Raw genomic sequence first — 21,792 nt, 5'->3', positions numbered from 1 at the left:
GAAACAGACCCTGACCCGTGCCGCATCGCCGGGCCCATCCCCCCGCTGCGCACGTTCTTGTTGGATTCTGCGCCAGGCGCGCGGCGATTGTATAGACCGGCGGCTGTCGCGCCGCCAACTATACGCCTGCGACGACCGTCATGCGGGCGCCGGCGTCAAAGCAGGCATTGAGGCAAGCGTCAGGGAATCCGGCACGGCGCCGAAAAATCGGCGGCGTCGGCCACCGCATCGCGCAGCCTGGCGACCAGCGGCCGGGCGTCGTCGCGCCGGTACTGGAAGGTGTAGGGCAAGGCGCCCAGTTCCGGTTCGCCATGCAGCACCCGCAGGCTGCCTTCGGCCTGCAGCGCGTCCGCCCAATGGCTGGGCAGCAGCCCCACCCCGGTGCCTTCGATCAGCAAGCCCGCGATGGCGCCCCAGTTGTTGCAGCAGAGGCGTTCGCCCGCGGCCTCGCGCCCGCCCAGCCAGTCGTCGATGATGCGCGAGGTGCCCGCCCCCTGCGGCAGCGTCACCAGCGGCAGGCGGGCCAGCAGCGCCATGGTCATGCGGGTGTCGCCGCCCTGCAGCGCGGACGGCGCCGCGACCCAGGAAAAGCGCGCTTCGCCGATCGGCGAGGAGGCGATGCCGGGGCGTGACGAACGCCCGGCGATCACGGCGAAGTCCAGTTCGCCGTCCGCCACGCGCTGCTCCAGCACCTGGCCGATATCCACGTAAGGTTCCAGCACCAGCTCGGGCCAGGCGGCGCGCACCACGCCGATCAGGCGCGGCAGCCAGGTCAGCGCGGTCAGTTCGCCCACGCCGAAGCGGCAGCGGCCGCGCAGGCCGGGCGTTTCGGCCATGGACGCGCGGACCTGGTCGGCCGCGGACAGCAGGTCGCGGGCCAGCGGCACCAGGCGCTGGCCCGCGTCGGTCAGCACGGCCTTGTGGCCGCTGCGGTCGAACAGCGGCTGGCCCAGCGCCTCTTCGAGTTCGGAGATGCGCTTGGACAAGGACGACACCGACAGGTGCAGGCGTTCGGCGGCCACGGCGAAGCTTGCGCAGGTGGCGGCCCAGTAGAAGGCTTCGAGCTGCTTGAGCGTCATGGGCGTTCGCTGACCCTGTACGCGCAGCGGCGCGCGCCCGCCAGGATGTGCTCTTCGCGCTCTACCCGCGTCGCCGGGCCAAGCACCTTGCGGAAGAGTTCAAGTTCGCTGCGGCAAAAGCCCATGCAGGCTTTCGCGGCCGAACAGATGGGACAGTGGTTCTCGATGAAGACGAAATCGGCGCCGTCCTGGCGCAGTTCAGCCATGTAGCCTTCCGCGCAGCGCACGTCCACCAGCCGTTCCAGCCGCCCCTTCAGGCTTCCGGCGCCCTGCATGGCCTGCTGGTAGCTGTTGAGCATGGCGCCTTCGCGAACCTGGATGAGCTTGTCGATGCCGTCGTCGCCGAACACCTGGCGCACGGCGCCCAGCATCTGCACCGTCATCTCGGCATGGGTGTCCGGAAAGCGGCCATGGCCGGCGTCGGTCAGGCGCCAGATCTGGGTGGGCCGGCCGCGCCCGGCGCTATGGCTTTCGGAATCGACCAGCCCCTCGTCGTGCAGGCGCGTCATCTGCTGGCGCACGGCTTCGGCCGTCACGTCCATGGCCCGGGCGATGACCGCAATGGATTGCGGCCCGCGCGTCTTCAGCGTCATGAGCACGCGGTCGGCGGGCTGATGCGGCATCGCGGCCACGGGTTGGGACAGGCTGTCGGACATGACGATGAAGATGCTCCGTAAGAAGTTCCTATGGTGCCACGGACGGGGCGCGGGCGGTCAGCCAGCGCCGGGCGTCCCCACGGCCGCAGCCCCGGTCCGGGCGGTGGCGGATGTGTCGTCCGCGCCGGCCGGCGGCGCCTCCCAGCCCCCGCCCAGCGCCTTGTACAGCGCGATCAATCGGGTGTAGGACTCGCTCTCGGCGACGGCCACGGCGTCCTGGGCGCGCAAAAGCGTACGCTGCGCGTCCAGCACGGTCAAATACGGCGCGCTTCCCTCACGGTAGCGCAGCGCGGCCAGTTCGGCGGCGCGTCCGCTGTGCTCGGCGGCCTGGAGCAGGTTGGCCAGGCGCTGCTGCGTCTGGCCGAACTCCGTCAACGCCGACTCCAGCTCCTGCACCGCGCGCAGCACCACCTGTTCGTAGCGCGCCGCCTCGCCCTGCAGGCGCGCGGCCGCCCCGCGCTTGCGCGCCAGCGCCGTGGGCAGGTGGAAGGCGGGCCAGTCCGCGGCGGCGGCCACGCTGAAGCCCCGGCTGGCGGCCGTGCCGAAGTCCGCGCCGCGCAGCGCGACGAAGCCCAGGAAGCCGCCCAGGTCGATCCTGGGATAGAGGTCGGCGGTGGCCACGCCCAGGTCCGCATTCGCCGCCGCCAGGTTGCGTTCGGCGGCCAGCACGTCGGGACGGCGCGACAGCAAGGCGCCGGCGTCGCCGATGGGAAGGCGGGCTGCCAGGGGCGCGAGCGGCTTACCCGCGTCCAGCTCGCCCAGTTCCGCCGGCCTCAGCCCGGCCAGAACCGCGATGCGATAGAGGGCCAGGCGCCGCGCAGTCTCCTGCACGGGCACGCTCGCCAGCACCGTCTCAAGCTCGGCCCGCGCGCTGGCGAGGTCGCCCTCGTCCCCGCGGCCCGCCGACACCATGGCCTGGGTCACGCGCAGGCTGTCGCGCTGGCTGGCGAGGTTGGCGCGCGCCACGGCCAGGCGCTGCTCCGCCCCCCGCAATTCGAAGTAGTTGCGCGCCACTTCGGCCGCCACCACGATGCGCGCCTGGGCCAGGTCGGCGGCCTGAGCCTCGCTGCGGGCGGCCGCTCCCTCGGCGGCCCGGCGCAGCCTGCCGAAAAGGTCCACCTCCCAGGTCGCGTCGAAACCGGCGCGATAGCTTTCCGCCAGGTTTCGCCGGCCCGCCGCGCCGGGGTTGGCCTGCGACAGGCTGCGCTCATAGCCGCCGCTCAGCGTCACCGCGGGCAACTTGTCCAGTTCCTTTTCGTCCAGCACCGCGCGGGACTCGGCAAGACGCGCCTGGGCGATGCGGATGTCGGCATTGCGGACGAGCGCCAGGTCGATCAGGCGGTCCAGCTGCGGGTCCTGCATCTGTTTCCACCAGTCGCGCTGGAGCCGGTCGCTGGAGAACAGCGCCTGTTCAGGGCTGACGAGGGATACGGGCGCCGGCCGGGGCTGCTGGTAATCGGGCCCGACGGCGCAGCCGGCTGCCAGCAGGGTCAGCAGCGCCGCGGCGCCGCGGCGCAGGTGTACATAAAAATGAACGTTATCCATGATTGATTCCTCGAGGCTAGGCCGACGCGCCGGCGGCACGCGCGTCTTCGGCGTCGGCCTGCGCCAGTTCGCGGGCGCGCGGCGTGTCGTTGGCCGCGCGGTGATCGCGCGCGAACACCGTGTAGACGGTGGGCAACACGAACAGCGTGAAGAGCGTACCCACCAGCAGGCCCACGACGATGACCAGTCCCAGGCTGTAGCGGCTGTGGGCGCCCGCCCCCGTGGCGAACAGCAGGGGGATCAGCCCCATGACCATGGCCGCGGTGGTCATCAGGATGGGGCGCAGCCGGATGCGCGCGGCCTGCTCCATCGCGGCGCGCCGGTCCAGGCCGTGGCTGACCTGCATCTCGTTGGCGAATTCGACCATCAGGATGCCGTGCTTGCTGATCAGCCCGATCAGCGTCACCAGGCCGATCTGGGTGTAGATGTTGACGGTGGCCATGCCCAGCGCCAGCGGTATCAACGCGCCGCAGATCGACATGGGCACGCTCACCAGGATGATGAACGGGTCGCGCAGGCTTTCGTACTGCGCAGCCAGCACCAGGTAGATGACGATGATGGCGAAGATGAAAGTGATCATCAGCGCCGAGCCTTCCTGGCTGAACTGGCGCGCGTCGGACTGCCAGTCATGGCTGAAGCCGGCCGGCAGCGCCTGGGCCTGCCGCGTAAGGAACTGCACGGCGTCGCCCATGGTGACGCCCGGCATGGGGATCGCCTGGAAGGTGGCGGCGTTCAACTGGTTGAACTGGGTGAGCTTGTTGGGTTCCACGCCCATGGACACCGTCACCAGGTTGGACAGCGGCACCTGCGCCCCGCTGGCGCTCTTGACGTGGAACTGCGCCAGCGACTGCGGCGATATCCGCTGTTCGCGCAGGCTTTGCGGAATGACGTCGTACGAACGCCCGTCCATGCCGAAGCGGTTGACATAGTTCTCGCCCACCAGCACCGCCAGGGTGTCGCCGATGGACTTCATGGTGACCCCCAGGCTGTTGGCCTTGGCGCGGTCCACCTTCAGCTGCACGACGGGATTGTTGTAGTCCAGGTCGCTGTCCACCACCATGAACAGGCCGCTTTCGCGCGCCGCCTTCTTCAGGCCTTCCATGGCCTCATAGACCACGGAATAATCGGCGGCGCTCATCAGGACCATCTGCACGGGCAGGCCGCCGGTGGACCCAGGCAGGGACGGCAGCTGGAAGGCAAAGATGTTGCTGCCTTCGACCTGGTTGGCCATCGACTGCATGTCCGCCTGGATCTCGTCGGCCGAGCGCCTGCGGTCCTGCCAATCCACGAAGTCCACGCCGCCGATGCTATTGGACACGCCGTCGGATCCGTTGATCAGCCAGCGCCCCTTCTGTTCAGGCAGGGTCTTCATGACGTCGTCCCACTTCTTGCCGAACTTTTCGACGTAGTCGATGTTGGCCTGCTGCGGCGACTTGATCGCCGTCAGCACCGTCGACTGGTCCTCGACCGGCGCCAGCTCCTGCTGCGCCGCGTTGTACAGGAATGGCAGGCTGGCCAACACCGCCACCGCAAGCACGCCGGTGACCCAGCGGTGATGCAGCGACACGTCCAGCACCCGCCCGTAGGCGTCGCCCAGGCGGCCGAAAAAGTGTTCCGCGCGGCGCGCCATCCAGCCGTCCGACACGCGGGTGTTGAGCAGGAAGGAGCTCATCACCGGCGACAGGGTCAGGGCGATCACGCCGGACACGACCACCGCGCCCGCCAGCGTGAAGGCGAATTCCTTGAACAGCGAACCGGTCAGCCCGCCCATCAGCCCGATCGGCGCATAGACCGCCGCCAGCGTGATGGTCATGGCGATCACGGGGCCGGCCACTTCGCGGGCGCCGATCAGGGCGGCGCGCACGGGCGACTTGCCCTCTTCGATGTGGCGGTGCACGTTTTCCACCACGACGATGGCGTCATCCACGACCAGGCCGATCGCCAGCACCATGGCCAGCAGGGTCAGCAGGTTCACGCTGAACCCGAACAGCGCCATGATGGCCGCGCCGCCCAGCATGGACAGGGGGATGGTCACGACCGGAATCAGCACCGCGCGCAGCGATCCCAGGCACAGGAAGATCACCGCCACCACGATGGCGATGGCCTCCAGCAGCGTGCGCGTCACGCCGTCGATGGAAGCGCTGATGAAGCGGGCCAGCTCGAACGGCACCTGCACGCTGGTGCCGGGCGGCAGGTTCTGTTTGATGTTGGGCAGCAGCTCGTTCAGGCGCTTCACGATGACCAGGGGACTGCCGACCGGCGTGGCGTTCAGGCCGAAATACACGGCGGGTTCGCCGTCCATCAGGCCGCTGGAATCCGCGGACGCCGCCCCCAGTTCCACCGTGGCCACGTCGCCCAGCCGGACGATGGCGTCGCCGTCGCGCTTGACGACCATGTCGCGGAATTCCGCCACGCTGACCAGGTCGGTGTTGATCTGGATGTTGGACACGACGTACAGGCCCTTGGCCTGCCCGGGCGCGGCCTGGACGTTGTTGTCGCGCAGCGCGCCTGCCAGTTCGCCGGCCGAGATCCCGCGCGCCGCCATGCGGTCCGGATCGAGCCAGACCCGCATCGCCAGTTTCTGGCCGCCGTACAGTTCGACGCTGGCCACGCCGTCGATGGACGACAGCTGGGGCTGCACCACCCGCGACAGGTAGTCGGTCAGGGCGGCCAGCGACAGGTTCGTGCTGGAAAAGCCCACGTAGGCCACGGCCGTGGCCTCGCCCGCAGACTTGACCAGGACGGGGTCGTAGACGTCCTGCGGCAGACGGTACTTGACCTCGTTGACCTTGGCCATCACTTCGGTCATGGCTTTGTTGGAGTCCGCGTTCAGCTTCATCCGCACCGTGATGACGCTGCGGCCCTGCGTGGACGACGAGGACAGGTAGTCGATGCCCTCGACCGTGGCGACGGACTGGGCGATGGGTTGCGTCACGAAGCCCTGCATCAGGTCGGGCGAGGCGCCCGGATACTGGGTCGTGATGGTGATGGTGGTGCTCTCGGTCAGCGGGTACTGCCTGACGGGCAGCCCGCTCAGGGCCTTGATGCCCAGCAGCAGGATCAGGGTGCTGACCACCAGGGCCAGCACCGGCCGGCGCACGAACAGATCGGTGAACTTCATGTCTGCCTCCGCGCCTTACCGGACCTGCGCCACGGCCTGCCGCGCATCGCCCAGCGCCACGGTGTCATCGGGAAGGATCTCGACCGGCGCGCCGTTGTGCAGGCGCAGCTGGCCGGAGGTCACGACGCGGTCGCCCGCCTGCAGGCCCTCGGTCACCACCACCCTGCCGCGCTGGCGCTCCGCCGTTTTCACGTAGGCCTGGCGGACGGTCGGCCCTGCCGCCTGCTCGCCCGGCGCCACCACATAGACGGAATCCCCGTAGGCGCTGTAGCTGACGGCGGTCTCCGGCACGGTGATCACGCCGGGCCGGTCGGGCAGGCTGACCCGCCCGTGCGCGAACATGCCGGCCGCCAGGGCGCCGTCGGCGTTGTCCAGCAAGGCCTGCACGCGCACGGTGCGGGTGCCCGGATCGACCTGCGGCTCCACGGTCGTCACCTTGCCCGGGAACTCGCGCCCGGCGTGCGCGTCCACGGTGACCGTGACCTGCTGGCCCGCGCGCAGCACGCCCAGCGCCTGCTCGGGCAGGGTGATGTTGGCGTACATGGCGGCGCCGTCGGTCAGCGATACCAGGGGGTCGCCCGCCCGCGCGAACTGGCCCAGGTTCACTCGGCGCACGCCCAGCACGCCGTCGAACGGCGCCCGGATCCGCTTCTGGTCGATCAGCGCCTGCACGCGCCGGATGTCGCCCGCGGCCTGTTCATAATCGGCCTGCGCCTGGTCCAGCTGCTCGCGCGTGGCGGCCTGCAGCGGCACAAGGCGGCGGGTGCGCTCCAGCAGCGCCCGCGCATTGCGCGCCTGGGCCTGCAGCCGCGCCAGCTCGCCCTGCTCGGGCGCGTCGTTCAGCGCCACCAGCAGTTGGCCGGCCTTCACGTGTTCTCCTGGCGTGAACAGAATCTGCGCCACCCGGCCGTCCACTTCGGCCGGCACCAGCACCTGGCGCGTGGCCTCCAGCGACCCGATGCCGGCAAGGACCACCGGAAAATCGGCCTGGACCGCGGCCGCCACCGCGACCTTGGCCGGCGCCATCGCCCAGCCTGCGCCCTGCTGCGTGCCGCCGGCCTTCCAATAGAGCACCCCGCCCCCCAGCGCCGCCGCCAACGCCAGGACGCCCGCCGCCCATGCTCCTGATTTCGCCTTCATGATCTGCTCTCTTCATTTAACCAAGAATAAGCTTGGATAATCCATGATCCCGGCGTTTTCGTCAAAGCGGCTTACGCAATGGCGGGGATAGGCAAGCGCTATGGAAAAAAAACGCCACGCGGCGCGTGGCGTTTCCAAGTGGGGGGCAGTGTCAGCCCCGCACCATGTGCAGATAGTGCCGGTGCCTTTCGTATTGATCGAGGATGTCGCCGATGACGGCGTCCCGGCTCCAGCCCATGATGTCGTAGTCCTGCCCGCCTTCGCGCAGATGGACCTCGGCGCGGAAATACTTGCGCTCCTCTTCATCCGCGGCCTCGTCCGGGGTCAGGCTGGGCCGCACGAAGGCCTGTGGCTGCACGGCATAGGAAAAATCCAGGTGCTCGCCGTGGGAGACTTCGAGGATTGCGCCCTCGTCATCGCTTTCGCGCACCTGGACGGCGTAGCCCTGCTTGCGCAGTTCGTCCGCGACGTCCTCGAACGCGGGCCGCGCGACATCGGAGATGAAGCGCATCACATGAGCCCGACGCGGCATCATGACCATGTTGCGCAGCCGGCGCTCCCAGGATTGGCCGCCCCGCGCGGGCCGCGACAGCGTCAGCGACTGATAGCGGATGCCGCGCTTGGTCGCATCCAGCTTGAGCGCCTTGAACAGGCCCCACAGCGACAGCAGCAGGATGATGGAAAACGGCAGCGCGCTGGCGATGGTCGCGGTCTGCAAGGCGGTCAGGCCGTCCGCCAGCAAGAGGGCGATCGCCACCGCACCCATCAGCAACGACCAGAAGATGCGCTGCCAGACGGGCGTGCGATCCTGGCCACCGGAAGCCAGCAGGTCGACGACCAGCGCCCCCGAGTCCGCCGACGTCACGAAAAACACGGCGACCATCGCTATCGCCACAATCGAGAGCACGCCGCTCCAGGGCAGGTGCTCAAGAAAAGCGAACAGCGCCAGCGAGGAATCCGCATCCACCACTTCCGCAAGCCCCTGCACCTTGCCGACCAGAATCATGTGGATGGCCGTGTCTCCGAACACGGTCATCCAGAACAAGGTAAAGCCGGCCGGCACCAGCAACACGCCTGTCACGAATTCGCGTATGGTCCGCCCGCGCGAGATGCGCGCGATGAACAAGCCCACGAAGGGCGACCACGCGATCCACCAGCCCCAGTAGAACAAGGTCCAGCCCCCGATCCAGTCGGTGGGTTCATAGGCATAGAGATTGAAAGTCTTGTTGACGATGTCGGACAGATAGGCGCCCGTGTTCTGCACGAACGTCTGGAACAGGAATACCGTCGGTCCCACAACCAGCACAAACAGCAGGAGCACCACGGCCAGCGCCAGGTTGGTTTCCGACAGGATGCGGATGCCTTTGTCCAGGCCGCTCGCCACCGACACCGTCGCCAGCCCGCATGTGATGACGATGAGAATGATCTGCGAGGTCACGCCAACCGGAATGCCAAACAGATGATTCAGGCCGCTATTGATCTGGGCCACCCCCAGGCCCAGCGACGTCGCCACGCCGAGAACCGTGCCCAGGATCGCGAAAATGTCCACGGCATGGCCGATCGGCCCGTGGATCCGGTTGCCGATCAGGGGATACAGCGCCGAACGCAACGTCAGCGGCAGTCCGTGCCGATAGCTGAAGAACGCCAGGATCAGCGCCACCACGGCATAGATCGACCAGGCGTGCAGCCCCCAGTGAAAGAATGTGATCTTCATCGCTTCGCGCGCGGCGATGACGGTCCCGCCTTCTCCCACCGGTGGCGACATGAAGTGCATCACGGGTTCGGCCACGCCGAAGAACATGAGCCCGATGCCCATGCCGGCGGAAAACAGCATCGCGAACCAGGTGAAATTGCGGTAGTCGGGCTCGCTGTGGTCGGGTCCCAGCTTGATGTCGCCATACCGGCTCACCGCCAGAAACACCACGGCCAGCAGGATGATGGCAACCACCAGGATGTAGAACCAGCTCACATTGCCGAGAATCCAGCGCTGCATGGCTTCGAACAGGCTCTGCGCGGACTCGGGCGCCAGTATCGCGAAGCCGACGAGCAGCAGGGTGAATATGGCTGCCGGAAAGAACACGGGCCGATTGATGCTGGGTGTCCGGGTTTCTGAAGTCATGCGGCCGCTCCTTACGCCCGAGGGACTAGAGGTACGGCGCAAATCCCCCTCAGTCCGGCTTCGCGCCCCCGGCTATTACTATCATGGGACAAACCTGCCTGACAACTTTTCCCGGATCCCCCCCTGCGGAGACAAACGATGATCGATCACCTGGACCACCTGGTCCTGACCTGCACCGACCCCGACGCCACGGTGGATTTCTACACCCGCATCCTGGGCATGCGCCTGGAGACGTTCGGAGAGGGCCGCCAGGCGCTGCGCTTCGGCAACCAGAAGATCAACCTGCATGTGCGCGGCCGCGAGTTCGAACCCAAGGCCCATCTGCCCGTGCCGGGCGCGCTGGACCTGTGCTTCATCGCCGACCGGCCGCTGGACGAGGTGATCGCCCGGCTGGAGCAGGCGGGCGCGGACATCATCGAAGGCCCCGTGCCGCGCACGGGCGCCACGGGCAGGATCCGCTCGGTCTATCTGCGCGACCCGGACCTGAACCTGATCGAAATTTCGGAACTGCTGGGCTAGGGCCTGTTAACGGGCCCTAGCCCGGGCGCCCTATTCCGGCTTGGGATCGCCAAAGACCACGCGGCGAAAGAACCCCGCCAGCACGGCTTCGGTCATCTCGGGGGTGACGGCCTGGGGATCGAAGGCATAGCTGAACTGCATGCCGTCCGACAGGGCCAGCAGGCCCAGCGCAAGCTGTTCGGCCGGCAGCGGCAGCGGCGTGCCCACGTGGGCCGAGAACTGGCGGATGTATTCGGTGGTGGCCTCGCGCAGTTCGCGCAGGCAGGCCGTGAAGCCCACCCGGAAATCCGGATCGCGGGCAGCCTGCAGCTTGGCTTCCATCCAGAGCAGGAAACAGTCGTTTTCGCGGTAGTGCGTGCTGTAGTACTCGAGCACGCGGGCTTCCATCTGCGAGCGGGTTACGCCGTCTTCGAAGATGGCGCGCATGTCGGCCATGACGCTTTCGTGGTCGCGCTTGAGCAACTGCAGGAACAATTCGGACTTGCTGCCGAAATTGGAATAGAACGCCCCGCGCGTATAGCCCGCCTGTTCGGCGATGTCTTCGACGCTGGCGGCCACAAAGCCCTTGGAAAGAAATATCGATTGCGCGGCGTCGAGCAGGCGCTGGCGCGTCTGGTCGCGGCTTTGCTCTCGGGTTAGGCGGACTTTTGACATGGCGCGAGTTTAGCACTGGCGGGCATTTGGGATTCAATATTGAATCCAGATACATGACTGTATTAGAATCCAGTCCGTATCGAGTCCGACCCGGTTTTTTTTTGCGCCCCTTTCCGCGCCGCGAGGTGTTTCGTGAACTGCCCTGGCCCCTGCGTGCGCCCCATCGCCCGCCCTGCCGCTGCCGATGCGGCGCCGCCTGTACCAAGCTCCGCGCTCCGCCGCCGGACGCGCCTGCTGGCCGTGCCCGCCGCCGTGGTCCTGGCCGCCGCCCTGGCCGGCTGCGGCCGCAAGGAAGCCCCGCCGCCGGCGCCCCGCCCGGTGGTCGCCATGCCGGCGCAGGCCGACGCCAGCCTGCCCGCCTGGACCCTGCCGGGCGAAGTGCAGGCGCGCTACAGCACGCCGCTGTCGTTCCGGGTGGGCGGCAAGATCATCGAACGGCAGGTCCGCCTGGGCGACACCGTCGCGCCCGGCCAGATCGTGGCCAAACTGGACCCCGCCGACGCCGCCAAGAATGCGGCCGCCGCCCGCGCGGCCCTGTCGGCCGCGCAGCACCAGTTTGACTACGCCCGCCAGCAACTGGAGCGCGACCGCGCCCAGGCGCGCGAAAACCTCATCGCCGCGACCCAGCTGGAACAGACCCGCAACGCCTACGCGTCGGCGCTGGCCCAGCGCGACCAGGCCGCCCAGCAGGCCGCCCTGGCGGCGGACCAGCTCAACTACACCACGCTGCAGGCCGACCACGCCGGGGTCATTACCTCGGAAGAGGCGGACACCGGCCAGAACGTGGCGGCGGGCACGCCCGTCTACCAGCTGGCGTGGTCGGGCGACGTCGACGCGCTGTGCGACGTGCCCGAAAGCGTCCTGGCGGGCCTGGCCATCGGCCAGCGCGCCACCGTCACGCTGGGCCCCCTGCCCGGCCAGACCTTCGCCGCGGTGCTGCGCGAGATCGCGCCGGCCGCCGATCCGCAAAGCCGCACCTACCGCGCCAAGCTCACGCTGGAGTCGCCCTCGCCCGAGGTCCGCCTGGGCATGACCGCCAACATCAGCTTCGACAACCGCTCGGCCAACGGCCGCGCCACCTATACCGTGCCGGCCACGGCGCTGTTCCACGACGGGCGCGAGCCGGCGGTCTGGATCGTCAAGCCGCAGGAAGACACGCTGGAGCTGCGACGCGTGCAGGTGCTGCGCTACGACGCGCGCACCGTGACGCTGGCGCAGGGCCTGGAGGCCGGCGAACGCGTGGTGTGGCAGGGCGTGCACACGGTGTCGGCCGGCGAAAAGGTCCGCCCGGTGCCCCCGCTGCATCCCGAGGACTTCGCGTCATGAGCGCGCCCGGCATGGACGCCGGCCCCGACGCGCACCGCCACGAGGAAGGCAGGTTCAACCTGTCCGCCTGGGCCTTGCGGCACCAGCCGCTGGTGATTTTCATCATCACGCTGGTGACGCTGTTCGGCGTGCTGTCCTATTCCCGGCTGGCGCAGTCCGAGGATCCGCCGTTCACCTTCCGCGTCATGGTCATCCAGACGCTCTGGCCGGGCGCGACCGCGCAGCAGGTGCAGGAACAGGTCACCGACCGCATCGCCAAGAAGCTCCAGGAAACGTCCAACACCGATTTCCTGCGCAGCTATTCGCGGCCCGGCGAATCGCTGATCTTCTACACGATGAAGGATTCGGCGCCCGCCAGCACCGTGGCCGAACAGTGGTACCAGGTCCGCAAGAAGGTCGGCGACATCCGGGCCACCCTGCCGCAGGGGGTGCAGGGCCCGTTCTTCAACGACGAATTCGGCGACGTCTACACCAATATCTATACCCTGCAGGGCGACGGCTTTTCGCCGGCGCAACTGCACGACTATGCGGACAAGCTGCGCACCGTGCTGCTGCGTGTGCCCGGCGTGGCCAAGGTGGACTACTTCGGCGACCAGCTCGAGCACATCTACATCGAAATCGCCAATACCCAGCTGACCCGGCTGGGCGTGTCGCCGCAGCAGATCGCCCAGGCGATCAACACGCAGAATGCGGTGCAGGGGTCAGGCACGCTCACCACCGCCGACGACCGCATCTTCGTGCGGCCCACCGGCCAGTTTCCCAACAGCCGCGCGCTGGCGGACACGCTGATCCGCGTCAACGGCAAGTCCATCCGGCTGGGCGACATCGCCACGATCCACCGCGGCTACGAGGATCCGCCGTCGCAGCAGATGCGCTTTGCCGGCGCGACGGTGCTGGGCATCGGCATCACCATGCAGCCCGGCCAGGACGTGGTGCGCCTGGGCAAGTCGCTGGGCGCCAAGTTCCAGGAGCTGCAAGCCCAGCTGCCGGCGGGCCTCATGCTGACGGAAGTCTCCAGCATGCCGAAGGCCGTCTCGCATTCGGTCGACGAATTCCTGCGCTCCGTGGGCGAGGCGGTGGCCATCGTGCTGGCCGTAAGCCTGGTGTCCCTGGGGCTGCGCACCGGCATGGTGGTGGTGATCTCGATCCCCGTGGTGCTGGCCGTCACCGCGCTGTTCATGGACATGTTCGGCATCGGCCTGCACAAGGTGTCGCTGGGCACGCTGGTGCTGGCGCTGGGCCTGCTGGTGGACGACGCGATCATCGCCGTCGAGATGATGTCCGTGAAGCTGGAGCAGGGCTGGAGCCGGGCGCGCGCCGCGGCCTTCGCCTATACCAGCACGGCCTTCCCCATGCTGACCGGCACGCTGGTCACGGTGGCGGGCTTCCTGCCCATCGCGCTGGCCAAGTCCAGCACGGGCGAATACACGCGGTCCATCTTCCAGGTGTCCGCCATCGCGCTGATCGTGTCCTGGTTCGCGGCGGTGGTGCTGATTCCGCTGCTGGGCTACCGACTGCTGCCCGAGCGCAAGCGCGAGGCCCACCTGCCCGACGACCACGAGCACGACATCTACAACACTCGCTTCTACCTGAAGCTGCGCGGCTGGGTGGCCTGGTGCGTGGACCGCCGCTACCTGGTGCTGGCCGGGACCGTGGTGGTGTTCGTCGTCGCGATGGCCGGATTCAAGTTCGTGCCGCAGCAGTTCTTCCCCAGTTCGGACCGCAGCGAACTGCTGGTGGACGTGCGCCTGCAGGAGGGCGCGTCGTTCGCGGCGACGCTGCGCCAGGTCGAGCGCCTGGAAAAGACGCTGGAAGGCCGGCCCGAGATCGACCATTCCGTCAGTTTCGTCGGCACCGGCGCGCCGCGCTTCTACCTGCCGCTGGACCAGCAGCTGGCCACGCCCAACTTCGCCCAGCTGGTGATCACCGCCAAATCGGTGGAAGACCGGGAGGCGCTGGCGCAATGGCTGGAACCGATGCTGCGCAGCGACTTCCCCGCGATCCGCAGCCGCCTGTCGCGGCTGGAGAACGGGCCGCCCGTCGGCTACCAGGTGCAGTTCCGCGTCAGCGGCGACAAGATTCCGGACGTGCGCGCCGTCGCCGAAAAGGTGGCCGCCGAGGTCCGGGCGGACAAGCGCTCGGCCCACGTGCAGTTCGACTGGGACGAGCCGTCCGAACGCTCGGTGCGCTTCGAGATCGACCAGCAGAAGGCGCGCGAACTCGGCGTCAGTTCCAGCGACATCTCGGACTTCCTGGCGATGACGCTGTCTGGCTACACGGTGACGCAGTACCGCGAACGCGACAAGCTGATCAACGTCAGCCTGCGCGCCCCGCGCGAAGAGCGGATCGATCCCTCCCGGCTGGCCACCCTGGCCATGCCCACCCCCAACGGCCCGGTGCCCCTGGGCAGCCTGGGCCAGGTGCGCTACGACCTTGAATACGGCGTCATCTGGGAGCGCGACCGCCAGCCCACGATCACCGTCCAGGCCGACGTGACCGGCGGGGCCGAGGGCATCGACGTCACACGCGCCATCGACAGGAAGCTCGACGCCCTGCGCGCCGACCTGCCGGTGGGCTTTCGCATCGAAGTGGGCGGCCCGGTCGAGGAAAGCGCCAAGGGCCAGTCGTCCATCAACGCCCAGATGCCCCTGATGGCGGTGGCCGTGCTGACCCTGCTGATGGTGCAGCTGCAAAGCTTCGCCCGCGTGCTCATGGTGGTGCTGACCGCGCCGCTGGGGCTGATCGGCGTGGTGGCCGCCCTGCTGCTTTTCGGCAAGCCCTTCGGTTTTGTCGCCATGCTGGGGGTGATCGCGATGTTCGGCATCATCATGCGCAACTCCGTCATCCTGGTGGACCAGATCGAGCAGGACATCCACGCCGGCCACAAGCGGGTCGACGCGATCGTCGGCGCCACGGTGCGGCGTTTCCGCCCCATCACGCTGACGGCCGCCGCGGCGGTGCTGGCCCTGATTCCGCTGTTGCGCAGCAACTTCTTCGGCCCCATGGCGACGGCCCTGATGGGCGGCATCACCAGCGCCACGGTGCTGACGCTGTTCTTCCTGCCGGCGCTGTACGCGGCCTGGTTCCGCGTGCGCCATGATGAGCGCGACGAACCCGAAGGCGTGCCGCCCGGCGCCAACGCGGGCGACACGGTGGAACGAGGAGCCTGACATGCCCATCCATTTTTCCCGCCATGCCGGCCGCCTGGCCGCCCTGCCCCTGCTGCTGACGGTGGGCGCCTGCGCCTTCGCGCCGGACAGCCGGCCGCCCGCCGTGGCGCAGCCCGCGCAGTATGGCGTCGAACCCGCGCCGGCCGCGGGCGCTGCCGCCCAGGGCGTGGCGCAGCGCTTCGAGCGGGGCGCGCAACCGGTGCCGCAGTGGTGGAAGCGCTACCGCTCCGACGCGCTGGACGCAATGGTCGAAGAGGGCCTGGCCAACAGCCCCGACCTGGCCGCCGCGCAGCGCAACCTGGCCGGGGCGCGCGAGCAGTTGCGCGGGCAGGTGAATTCGTCGCTGCTGCCGTCGGTGGACGCCGGCGCCAGCGCCACGCGCAACCGCGCGCTGACGATGCCCAACCTGCCGCAGCCCACGGCGCTCTACAACGTCTTCACGGGCCAGGTCCAGGCCACGTACGACCTGGACCTGTTCGGCGCCGCCCGCTACGCCAATGCCTCGCTGGCGGCGCAGGTCGACCAGCAGGCGTTCCAGTTCGAATCCGCGCGGCGCTCGCTGGCGGGCAACATCGTCACGGGCGCCATCACCTCGGCCTCGCTGGCCGAACGCGTGGCCCTGACGGAAAAGCAGGTGGTGCTGCTGCGGCAGGTGGCGCGCGACACGCAGCGCCGGTATGAGCTGGGATCCGCGTCGCAGAACGATGCGCTGGATGCGGACCAGGACGCCGCCACGCTGGAGGCGTCGCTGCCCGGACTGCGCGCGCAATGGCACGCCACGCGCCACGCGCTGGCCGTGCTGATGGGCCGCAATCCCGATCAGGCGCCGCCCGACCTCGCCTTCGGCGCGCTGGCCGTGCCCGAGCAGGTGCCCGTGGTGGTGCCGTCCGAACTGCTGGCCGCGCGACCGGACATCCAGGTGGCCGAGGCCGTGGTCCAGGCGGCCGCGGCCGACGTGGGCCTGGCCACCGCGCAGCTGTTCCCCAGCCTGTCGCTGTCGGCGTCCATGGGCAAGGGCGGATTCGCCTGGGCGGATGCCCTGTCGGGCGCCGGGTCCATCTGGGCCATCGGCGCGTCGCTGACGCAGCCCATCTTCCACGGCGGCGCGCTGCTGGCTGAGCGCAGCGCGGCCAAGGAACGCTACGAGGCTGCTTTCCTGCAATACAAGCAGACAGTGCTGACGGCCTTTCGCGACGTGGCCGACACCCTGTCGCGCCTGGAAGCCGGGGGACAGGCGCTGGCGTCGGCCGAAGCCTCGCGCCAGGCGGCCGAGCAGTCCTACCGCAATACCGCCAGCCGCGTGCGGCTGGGCGCGCTGGCGCCGTACACGGAATTCGCGTCCGAACAGCACTATGTGGCGGCTCGCCTGCGCGAGCTGGAATACGCGAATGCGCGCCTGACCGAAAGCGCCGCGCTGTTCCAGGCAATGGGATCGCCCGCGTCGCCCGCAAGCGCTCCGGAGGTCGCCGCGCGGCAACCCTGAGGCCGGGCCGCTCGGCCCGCCCTGCAGTCCCCAGGCCCCCGCGCTTACGCCACGGGGGCCTGTTCTTTCATGCGCGAGGCCAGGGCCAGCGATTCGATGCGGCGCGCAGCCGACTGCAGCAGCGCCGTGGTCTTGTCCTGCGCAATCGTGTTCAGGCGCGTCGCCAGGAAAGTGACGGTCAGCGCGCCGAAGATGCGCCGGTCTTCCTGAAAGACCGGCACGGCGATGCCCGCGCGCTCGGGCGAGATCTCGCCCACGCCCAGATAGAAGCCCTGCACGCGGATCGTGTCCAGCGCGGCCGTGAATTCGGCTCCCGTTTCGCCCAGCCCCGCCGCCCGGACTTCGTCGGGGTGCGCCTCATACAGCTTGCGCTGATCCTTGCGCGGCAGGAACGCAATGATGGTCTTGGCCGTGGCGCCGCGGAACAAGGGATGGGCGCGGCCGCGGCCGTGGGGAATGCCCAGCGCGTCCGGGCCGCGTTCGTGATGGATGTTCAGGATGCGCAGGCCGTGGATCACGCTCAGGAGCACGTCGCCGCCCACCTGGTCGACCACCTCGCGCATGATCGGCCGCGCCACGCCCAGCACCGGGTCCGCGTCGATGATCAGGTGATCCAGTTCGATGATGCGCGGCCCCAGCTTGTAGCCGCCGCCCGTCATGCGCAGCAGATAGCCCAGGTCGGACAGGTCGCGGATGTATCGGTAGCCCGTCGGCGCCGAATAGTCCAGGCGCGAAATGATGTCTTCGGCCGTGAGCACCGGGGTGTCTAGGCTGAAGAGGTCAAGAATCGCCAGGGCTCGCTTCAGGGTGGACATGGGTTTGGGAGGCATGGGACGACGGTGGAACCGGGGGAGCGTATCACAGGGTTCGGCGCGGTCGGCGCCGCCTATTGACCGTGCCTATCGGGCCCGTTCGACAGTCTGGATTCTGACTATCGACTTTGGCATTTTTATCATTTATAGATAAATACTAATTGGTAGAACAACATATTTATCGAATAATGATATTTCAGACAAAGCAAAACCCAAGGGGAATCCATGAAACAGCATCGCAGCAGTGCACCGCAAAGCGGCATGAACCGTCGGCATTTCCTGGCCGCCTCGGCGGCCGCCATGGCCGGCGCGGCCCTCGCCCGCCCGGGCCGCGCCTGGGCAGCGGGGTATCCCGCCGACCACCCCATCCAGTTCATCGTGCCTTTCCCCGCCGGCGGCGGCACGGACCTGGTGGCTCGGCCGCTGGCCCAGGGCATCGGAGAAGCCCTCAAGCAGAGCGTGGTCGTCATCAACAAGGGCGGCGCGGCAGGCATCATCGGCACGCAGCAGGCGGCGCGCTCGGCGCCGGACGGGTACACCTTGGCGCTGGGGTCCACCGGCACGCACACCGTGAACCAGAGCCTGTACGAAAACATCGCCTACGACCCGATCAAGGATTTCGAGCCGGTGTCGATGGTCTGCTACTACAACAATGTGCTGGTCGTGCACCCATCGTTTCCGGCGCGCACGCTGCAGGAACTGGTGGCCATCATCAAGGCCAACCCGGGCAAGTATTTCTACGGCATCACGCAGAACGGCAGTTCGGCGCACCTGGCCATGGAATTGCTCAAGGCCACGGCCGGCCTGGACCTGCCCGGCGTGCCGTACAAGGGCGCGGCGGCGGCCGTCAATGATTTCCTGGGCGGTCAGTTCCCCATCCTGATGGATGTGGTGATCAACCAGCAGCAATTCATCCAGGGCGGCAAGTCCCGCCCGCTGGCCGTGACCTCCGCGCAGCGCGCGCAGGCCCTGCCCGACGTGCCCACCGTGGCCGAGTCCGGTTTTCCCGGCTACCAGGCCATCGGCTGGAACGGCGTGTTCGTGCCCGCCGGCACGCCGGCGTCCATCGTCCAGACGCTGAACGGCGCGGTGCAAAGCGCGCTCAAGCTGCCGGCCCTGGCGCAGCTGACGCAAAACGGGCTGGAGCTGCATGGCGGCACGCCCGAAGAACTGGGCCGCTTCGTCGCCACCGAAAGCGAGAAGTGGCGCGCCCTGATCAAGAACGCCAACATCAAGGCCACCTGATGCATCGAATTCCCTATGGCGCTCCTGCCGGCGCCTTTCCCAATCCCTGGCAGGAACTGGATCGCGAACTGCGCGGCCAGGGGCTGCGCGCGGCGCACGCCCCCACCGTGCGCGCCGTGGTCTGCGTCACGGTCCACGTGGACGGCCCGGCCGTCGAGGTGGGCCGCAAGCAGTTCCCGGCCGGGCCCCACACCGCCGGCCGCTACGCCATCCGCCGCGGCGTGCCCCGGCATCTGGAAATCCTGGCGCGCCACCGCATGCCCGCCACCTTCTTCGCCTGCGGCTACGACGTCGAACACTATCCCGCCACCTTCCACGACATCCTGGCGGCGGGCCACGAGATCGCCGCGCACGGCTATGTGCACGAAGCCTGGGATCTGGGCGACGAAGAACCCGCATTGCTTGAGAAAACCCACCGCATCATCCAGCACGAACTGGGCGTGACCCCGGTGGGCTGGTGCTCGCCGTCCGGCCGCAAGAGCCACCGGACGCTGCCCGCGCTGCGCGCGCTGGGCTATTGCTACGACGCCAGCGAAAAGGACCAGGACCGCCCCTATCTGCCGGATGCCCCGGCCGGCGACGGCGATCCCGGCTTCGTCATGCTGCCCAACAACACCGTGTCGCTGGACGACTATCCCTTCTACTTCTCCGGCCATGCCCTGGCGTCCGAGGCCTGCGACAACTGGATGCAGGAATTCGAGGCGCTGCGGCAAGCAGAAGGCTATGTGCACCTGACCGTGCACCCGAAGGCGGCGGGCGGTTCCGGCACGCCCGCGCGCGCCGCCGCGATGGACCGTTTCCTGGCGTTCATCGCCGCGCAGCCCGATGTGCATGTCATGACGCTGGAAGCGCTGGCCCGCCACTGCCTGGCCCACCCCGACAACTGGAGACGCGCATGAGCGCCGCCAAGACCGTACTGGTCACCCTGAACGTGCACGGCATCGGCCCCGAGGCCGCCACGCAGGACGAGGCCGCGCTGCACGGCCGCGACGCGCACGGCCGCTATGCCTATGGCGGCGGCCTGGCCCGCGTGCTGGACATGCTGCGCCGGCAGGATATCCGCGCCACGCTGTTCTGGCCGGTATTCGAGGCCGAGCGTTGCCGCGGCCTGCTGGAGCAAAGCCTGCGCGACGGCCATGAAGCCGCCTCGCACGGCAATGCCTTCGAAGACCTGAGCACCCTGGGCGAGCGCGAAGGCGAGGTGCTGGCGCGCGCCCGCGAGCGCCTGGCCGAACTGACGGGCGCCGCGCCGCAAGGCTTTCGCCATGCCAGCAGCGGGTTTTCGGCACGCACCATCCCCTTGCTGCAACAGCTGGGCTATCGCTACGACAGCAGCGCCATCGACGACGACGCCCCCTATGCGCTGGATGCCGACGGCGGCGCGGGCATGGTCGAGCTGCCCTGGAGCGAAGGGCTGTGCGACGCCACGCACTTCAGCCGCCGCGTCACGCAGGACCGCGCCTACGCCCACTGGGTGGAACAGGGCGATGCGCTGCTTGCCGCCGACGGCTACGCCTGCCTGACCCTGCACCCGCGCGCCGACAACGGCGTGGGGCGCGCGGCCCGGCTGCAGAAAGTGGAGCAGCTGCTGGAACGCTTTCGCGCGCAAGGCGCGGCGTTCGTCACCGGCGCCGAGCTGGCGTCGCGCCATGCCGCTTTGGGTAAACCCTGAGCAATATTGGCGCCAAAATAAGCTAACATTTTTTCCATCCTGATTTCCTTCCCCGATCACGCGGCGCCCGGCGCCGCTTTCCGTCCATGACCCAGACCACGCAATTTCCCTTCGTATCGGTTTCCGGCACGCCCGAAGCCCGCGGCCGTTCCTACGGCCAGCAAGCCGCCGCGCGCGTGCGCAAAAGCGCCGCGATGTACGGCCAGACGCTGGTCGACCTGGGCTACGACGCCATGGCGCGCACCCAGCTCATCGCCCACTTCGCCCGCGAAATCGAAGACTTTGCCCCGCATTACCTGGAAGAAATGCGCGGCATCGCGGCCGGGGCCGACGTGCCGTTCGAAGACATCGTGATGGTCAACGCCCGCACCGAGGTCGTGGCCAAGGCCCGCGCCGAGAAAAAGAAGGCCGCCGAACTGGAACCCGGCGACGGCTGCACCGGCGCGCTGATCCTGCCCACGCGTTCGGCCAACGGCAACCTGATCCACGGCCAGAACTGGGACTGGCGCGCCGAATGCGCCGAAACGGCCATCGTGCTGCGCGTGCGCAACGACAACGGCCCGGACATCCTGACCTTCGTCGAAGCCGGCGGCCTTGCCCGCAGCGGCCTGAACAGCGCCGGCGTGTCCATCACCGCCAACTACCTGGAATCCGACCGCGACTTCCGCCAGCTTGGCGTGCCGCTGTCGCTGATCCGCCGCAAGGTGCTGGAGCAGCAACATTTCGCGCTGGCCATCAAGGCCGTCGCCACGACGCCCAAGTCCTGCTCGAACAACATCATGATCGGCATGGCCGCGGGCTTTGGCGTGGACTACGAGTGCACCACCGATGAAGCATTCCCCATCTACCCGGGCAGCGACGACCTGATCGTGCATGCCAACCACTGGGTCAGCGAAGTGGCGCTCTCGAAGCTGCGCGACACCGGGCGCGCCAGCACGCCGGAAAGCGCGTACCGCGACTGGCGCGTGCGCCGCCTGCTGAACGAAAAGACGCAACTGACGCGCGAAGACCTGAAGCGCGCGCTGTTCGACGACTTCGGTTCGCCCTACTCCGTTTGCCGCCCGCCGCGTCCCGGCAGCCACGACAACCTGTCGGCCACGGTCGCCATGGTCGTCATGGAGCCGGCCGCGGGCCTGATGGAAGTCGCGCCGCTGCCGGCGCTGAACCGCACGTTCACGCGTTACAGCCTCACCGCCGAACCTGAACTGCTGGCCGCCGCCTGATCGTCGGCGCGCCCGCGCAACCCGAGGA

Annotated in this window: 16 protein-coding genes; 8 read left to right on the top strand and 8 right to left on the bottom strand. The window is 68.5% G+C overall.

What is annotated here, in order from left to right; all coding sequences use genetic code 11:
- Positions 1 to 179 precede the first annotated feature (179 nt).
- From ABE485_RS03930 to ABE485_RS03905, 6 genes are all read right to left on the bottom strand, one after another.
- The gene (locus ABE485_RS03930; RefSeq protein ID WP_346513612.1) at positions 180 to 1,079 is read right to left on the bottom strand and encodes a LysR family transcriptional regulator; all 900 of its coding nucleotides are present in this window, start codon (positions 1,077 to 1,079) and stop codon (positions 180 to 182) included.
- A complete protein-coding gene (locus tag ABE485_RS03925; RefSeq protein ID WP_346513611.1) occupies positions 1,076 to 1,735 on the bottom strand; it encodes a helix-turn-helix transcriptional regulator in 660 nt (219 codons plus the stop codon). Before ABE485_RS03925 ends, ABE485_RS03930 begins: the two co-directional genes overlap by 4 nt.
- 57 nt (positions 1,736 to 1,792) lie before the next feature.
- Entirely contained in the window at positions 1,793 to 3,280 is a 1,488-nt protein-coding gene (locus tag ABE485_RS03920; protein ID WP_346513610.1) for a TolC family protein, read from the bottom strand.
- A gap of 16 nt (positions 3,281 to 3,296) precedes the next feature.
- A complete protein-coding gene (locus ABE485_RS03915) occupies positions 3,297 to 6,401 on the bottom strand; it encodes a MexW/MexI family multidrug efflux RND transporter permease subunit (protein ID WP_346513608.1) in 3,105 nt (1,034 codons plus the stop codon).
- Positions 6,402 to 6,416: 15 nt separating this feature from the next.
- Positions 6,417 to 7,541, bottom strand: a complete 1,125-nt coding sequence (locus ABE485_RS03910) for an efflux RND transporter periplasmic adaptor subunit (protein WP_346513607.1) — start codon at positions 7,539 to 7,541, stop codon at positions 6,417 to 6,419.
- A 151-nt stretch (positions 7,542 to 7,692) separates the two neighbouring features.
- Positions 7,693 to 9,660 carry a BCCT family transporter gene (locus tag ABE485_RS03905; protein WP_346513606.1) on the bottom strand — a complete coding sequence of 656 codons (1,968 nt, stop codon included), beginning with the start codon at positions 9,658 to 9,660 and terminating at the stop codon, positions 7,693 to 7,695.
- A 138-nt stretch (positions 9,661 to 9,798) separates the two neighbouring features.
- Between ABE485_RS03905 and ABE485_RS03900 the strand changes: the two genes are divergently transcribed.
- A complete protein-coding gene (locus ABE485_RS03900) occupies positions 9,799 to 10,179 on the top strand; it encodes a VOC family protein (protein ID WP_346513604.1) in 381 nt (126 codons plus the stop codon).
- Positions 10,180 to 10,209: 30 nt separating this feature from the next.
- Here ABE485_RS03900 and ABE485_RS03895 read toward each other — a convergent pair whose 3' ends face one another.
- Entirely contained in the window at positions 10,210 to 10,833 is a 624-nt protein-coding gene (locus ABE485_RS03895; protein WP_346513602.1) for a TetR/AcrR family transcriptional regulator, read from the bottom strand.
- 153 nt (positions 10,834 to 10,986) lie between these two features.
- On the opposite strand from ABE485_RS03895, the gene ABE485_RS03890 reads away from it, so the two are divergent.
- Genes ABE485_RS03890 through ABE485_RS03880 form a run of 3 tightly spaced genes read left to right on the top strand, consistent with a single transcriptional unit; the run spans position 10,987 to position 16,812 of the window.
- Positions 10,987 to 12,159: an efflux RND transporter periplasmic adaptor subunit gene (locus tag ABE485_RS03890; protein ID WP_430795387.1), complete on the top strand. Its 1,173-nt coding sequence runs from the start codon at positions 10,987 to 10,989 to the stop codon at positions 12,157 to 12,159.
- Entirely contained in the window at positions 12,156 to 15,329 is a 3,174-nt protein-coding gene (locus ABE485_RS03885; RefSeq protein ID WP_346513601.1) for an efflux RND transporter permease subunit, read from the top strand. The genes ABE485_RS03890 and ABE485_RS03885 overlap by 4 nt, the downstream gene beginning before the upstream one ends.
- A 1-nt stretch (position 15,330) precedes the next feature.
- The gene (locus ABE485_RS03880; RefSeq protein ID WP_346513599.1) at positions 15,331 to 16,812 is read left to right on the top strand and encodes an efflux transporter outer membrane subunit; all 1,482 of its coding nucleotides are present in this window, start codon (positions 15,331 to 15,333) and stop codon (positions 16,810 to 16,812) included.
- A 44-nt stretch (positions 16,813 to 16,856) separates the two neighbouring features.
- Here the strand turns inward: ABE485_RS03880 and ABE485_RS03875 are convergent, their stop codons facing one another.
- Positions 16,857 to 17,627 (bottom strand): IclR family transcriptional regulator, encoded by a 771-nt coding sequence (locus ABE485_RS03875; RefSeq protein ID WP_346513598.1) that lies wholly within the window; start codon positions 17,625 to 17,627, stop codon positions 16,857 to 16,859.
- Positions 17,628 to 17,849: 222 nt separating this feature from the next.
- Between ABE485_RS03875 and ABE485_RS03870 the strand changes: the two genes are divergently transcribed.
- The 4 genes from ABE485_RS03870 to ABE485_RS03855 all read left to right on the top strand — a co-directional run bounded on the left by ABE485_RS03870 (position 17,850) and on the right by ABE485_RS03855 (position 21,764).
- The gene (locus ABE485_RS03870) at positions 17,850 to 18,869 is read left to right on the top strand and encodes a Bug family tripartite tricarboxylate transporter substrate binding protein (RefSeq protein WP_346513597.1); all 1,020 of its coding nucleotides are present in this window, start codon (positions 17,850 to 17,852) and stop codon (positions 18,867 to 18,869) included.
- On the top strand, positions 18,869 to 19,768 hold the full coding sequence (locus ABE485_RS03865) for a polysaccharide deacetylase family protein (protein WP_346513596.1): 900 nt from the start codon (positions 18,869 to 18,871) through the stop codon (positions 19,766 to 19,768). Before ABE485_RS03870 ends, ABE485_RS03865 begins: the two co-directional genes overlap by 1 nt.
- Positions 19,765 to 20,541, top strand: coding sequence for a polysaccharide deacetylase family protein (locus ABE485_RS03860; protein ID WP_346513595.1), 777 nt, complete (start codon positions 19,765 to 19,767; stop codon positions 20,539 to 20,541). The genes ABE485_RS03865 and ABE485_RS03860 overlap by 4 nt, the downstream gene beginning before the upstream one ends.
- A gap of 86 nt (positions 20,542 to 20,627) precedes the next feature.
- Positions 20,628 to 21,764: a C45 family peptidase gene (locus tag ABE485_RS03855; protein WP_346513593.1), complete on the top strand. Its 1,137-nt coding sequence runs from the start codon at positions 20,628 to 20,630 to the stop codon at positions 21,762 to 21,764.
- Positions 21,765 to 21,792 lie beyond the last annotated feature (28 nt).

The sequence above is a fragment of the Achromobacter spanius genome (assembly GCF_039673305.1).
Lineage (GTDB): Bacteria > Pseudomonadota > Gammaproteobacteria > Burkholderiales > Burkholderiaceae_B > Achromobacter > Achromobacter spanius_F.
The sequence above is the reverse complement of the archived record's forward strand: the minus strand, read 5'-3'. Positions and strand labels throughout refer to the sequence as shown.

Excerpts from the sequence above, each read along its gene's own strand:
- ABE485_RS03930 (WP_346513612.1), bottom strand. The coding sequence starts at position 1,079 with ATGACGCTCAAGCAGCTCGAAGCCTTCTACTGGGCCGCCACCTGCGCA.
- ABE485_RS03925 (WP_346513611.1), bottom strand. The coding sequence starts at position 1,735 with ATGTCCGACAGCCTGTCCCAACCCGTGGCCGCGATGCCGCATCAGCCC.
- ABE485_RS03920 (WP_346513610.1), bottom strand. The coding sequence starts at position 3,280 with ATGGATAACGTTCATTTTTATGTACACCTGCGCCGCGGCGCCGCGGCG.
- ABE485_RS03915 (WP_346513608.1), bottom strand. The coding sequence starts at position 6,401 with ATGAAGTTCACCGATCTGTTCGTGCGCCGGCCGGTGCTGGCCCTGGTG.
- ABE485_RS03910 (WP_346513607.1), bottom strand. The coding sequence starts at position 7,541 with ATGAAGGCGAAATCAGGAGCATGGGCGGCGGGCGTCCTGGCGTTGGCG.
- ABE485_RS03905 (WP_346513606.1), bottom strand. The coding sequence starts at position 9,660 with ATGACTTCAGAAACCCGGACACCCAGCATCAATCGGCCCGTGTTCTTT.
- ABE485_RS03900 (WP_346513604.1), top strand. The coding sequence starts at position 9,799 with ATGATCGATCACCTGGACCACCTGGTCCTGACCTGCACCGACCCCGAC.
- ABE485_RS03895 (WP_346513602.1), bottom strand. The coding sequence starts at position 10,833 with ATGTCAAAAGTCCGCCTAACCCGAGAGCAAAGCCGCGACCAGACGCGC.
- ABE485_RS03885 (WP_346513601.1), top strand. The coding sequence starts at position 12,156 with ATGAGCGCGCCCGGCATGGACGCCGGCCCCGACGCGCACCGCCACGAG.
- ABE485_RS03880 (WP_346513599.1), top strand. The coding sequence starts at position 15,331 with ATGCCCATCCATTTTTCCCGCCATGCCGGCCGCCTGGCCGCCCTGCCC.
- ABE485_RS03875 (WP_346513598.1), bottom strand. The coding sequence starts at position 17,627 with ATGTCCACCCTGAAGCGAGCCCTGGCGATTCTTGACCTCTTCAGCCTA.
- ABE485_RS03870 (WP_346513597.1), top strand. The coding sequence starts at position 17,850 with ATGAAACAGCATCGCAGCAGTGCACCGCAAAGCGGCATGAACCGTCGG.
- ABE485_RS03865 (WP_346513596.1), top strand. The coding sequence starts at position 18,869 with ATGCATCGAATTCCCTATGGCGCTCCTGCCGGCGCCTTTCCCAATCCC.
- ABE485_RS03860 (WP_346513595.1), top strand. The coding sequence starts at position 19,765 with ATGAGCGCCGCCAAGACCGTACTGGTCACCCTGAACGTGCACGGCATC.
- ABE485_RS03855 (WP_346513593.1), top strand. The coding sequence starts at position 20,628 with ATGACCCAGACCACGCAATTTCCCTTCGTATCGGTTTCCGGCACGCCC.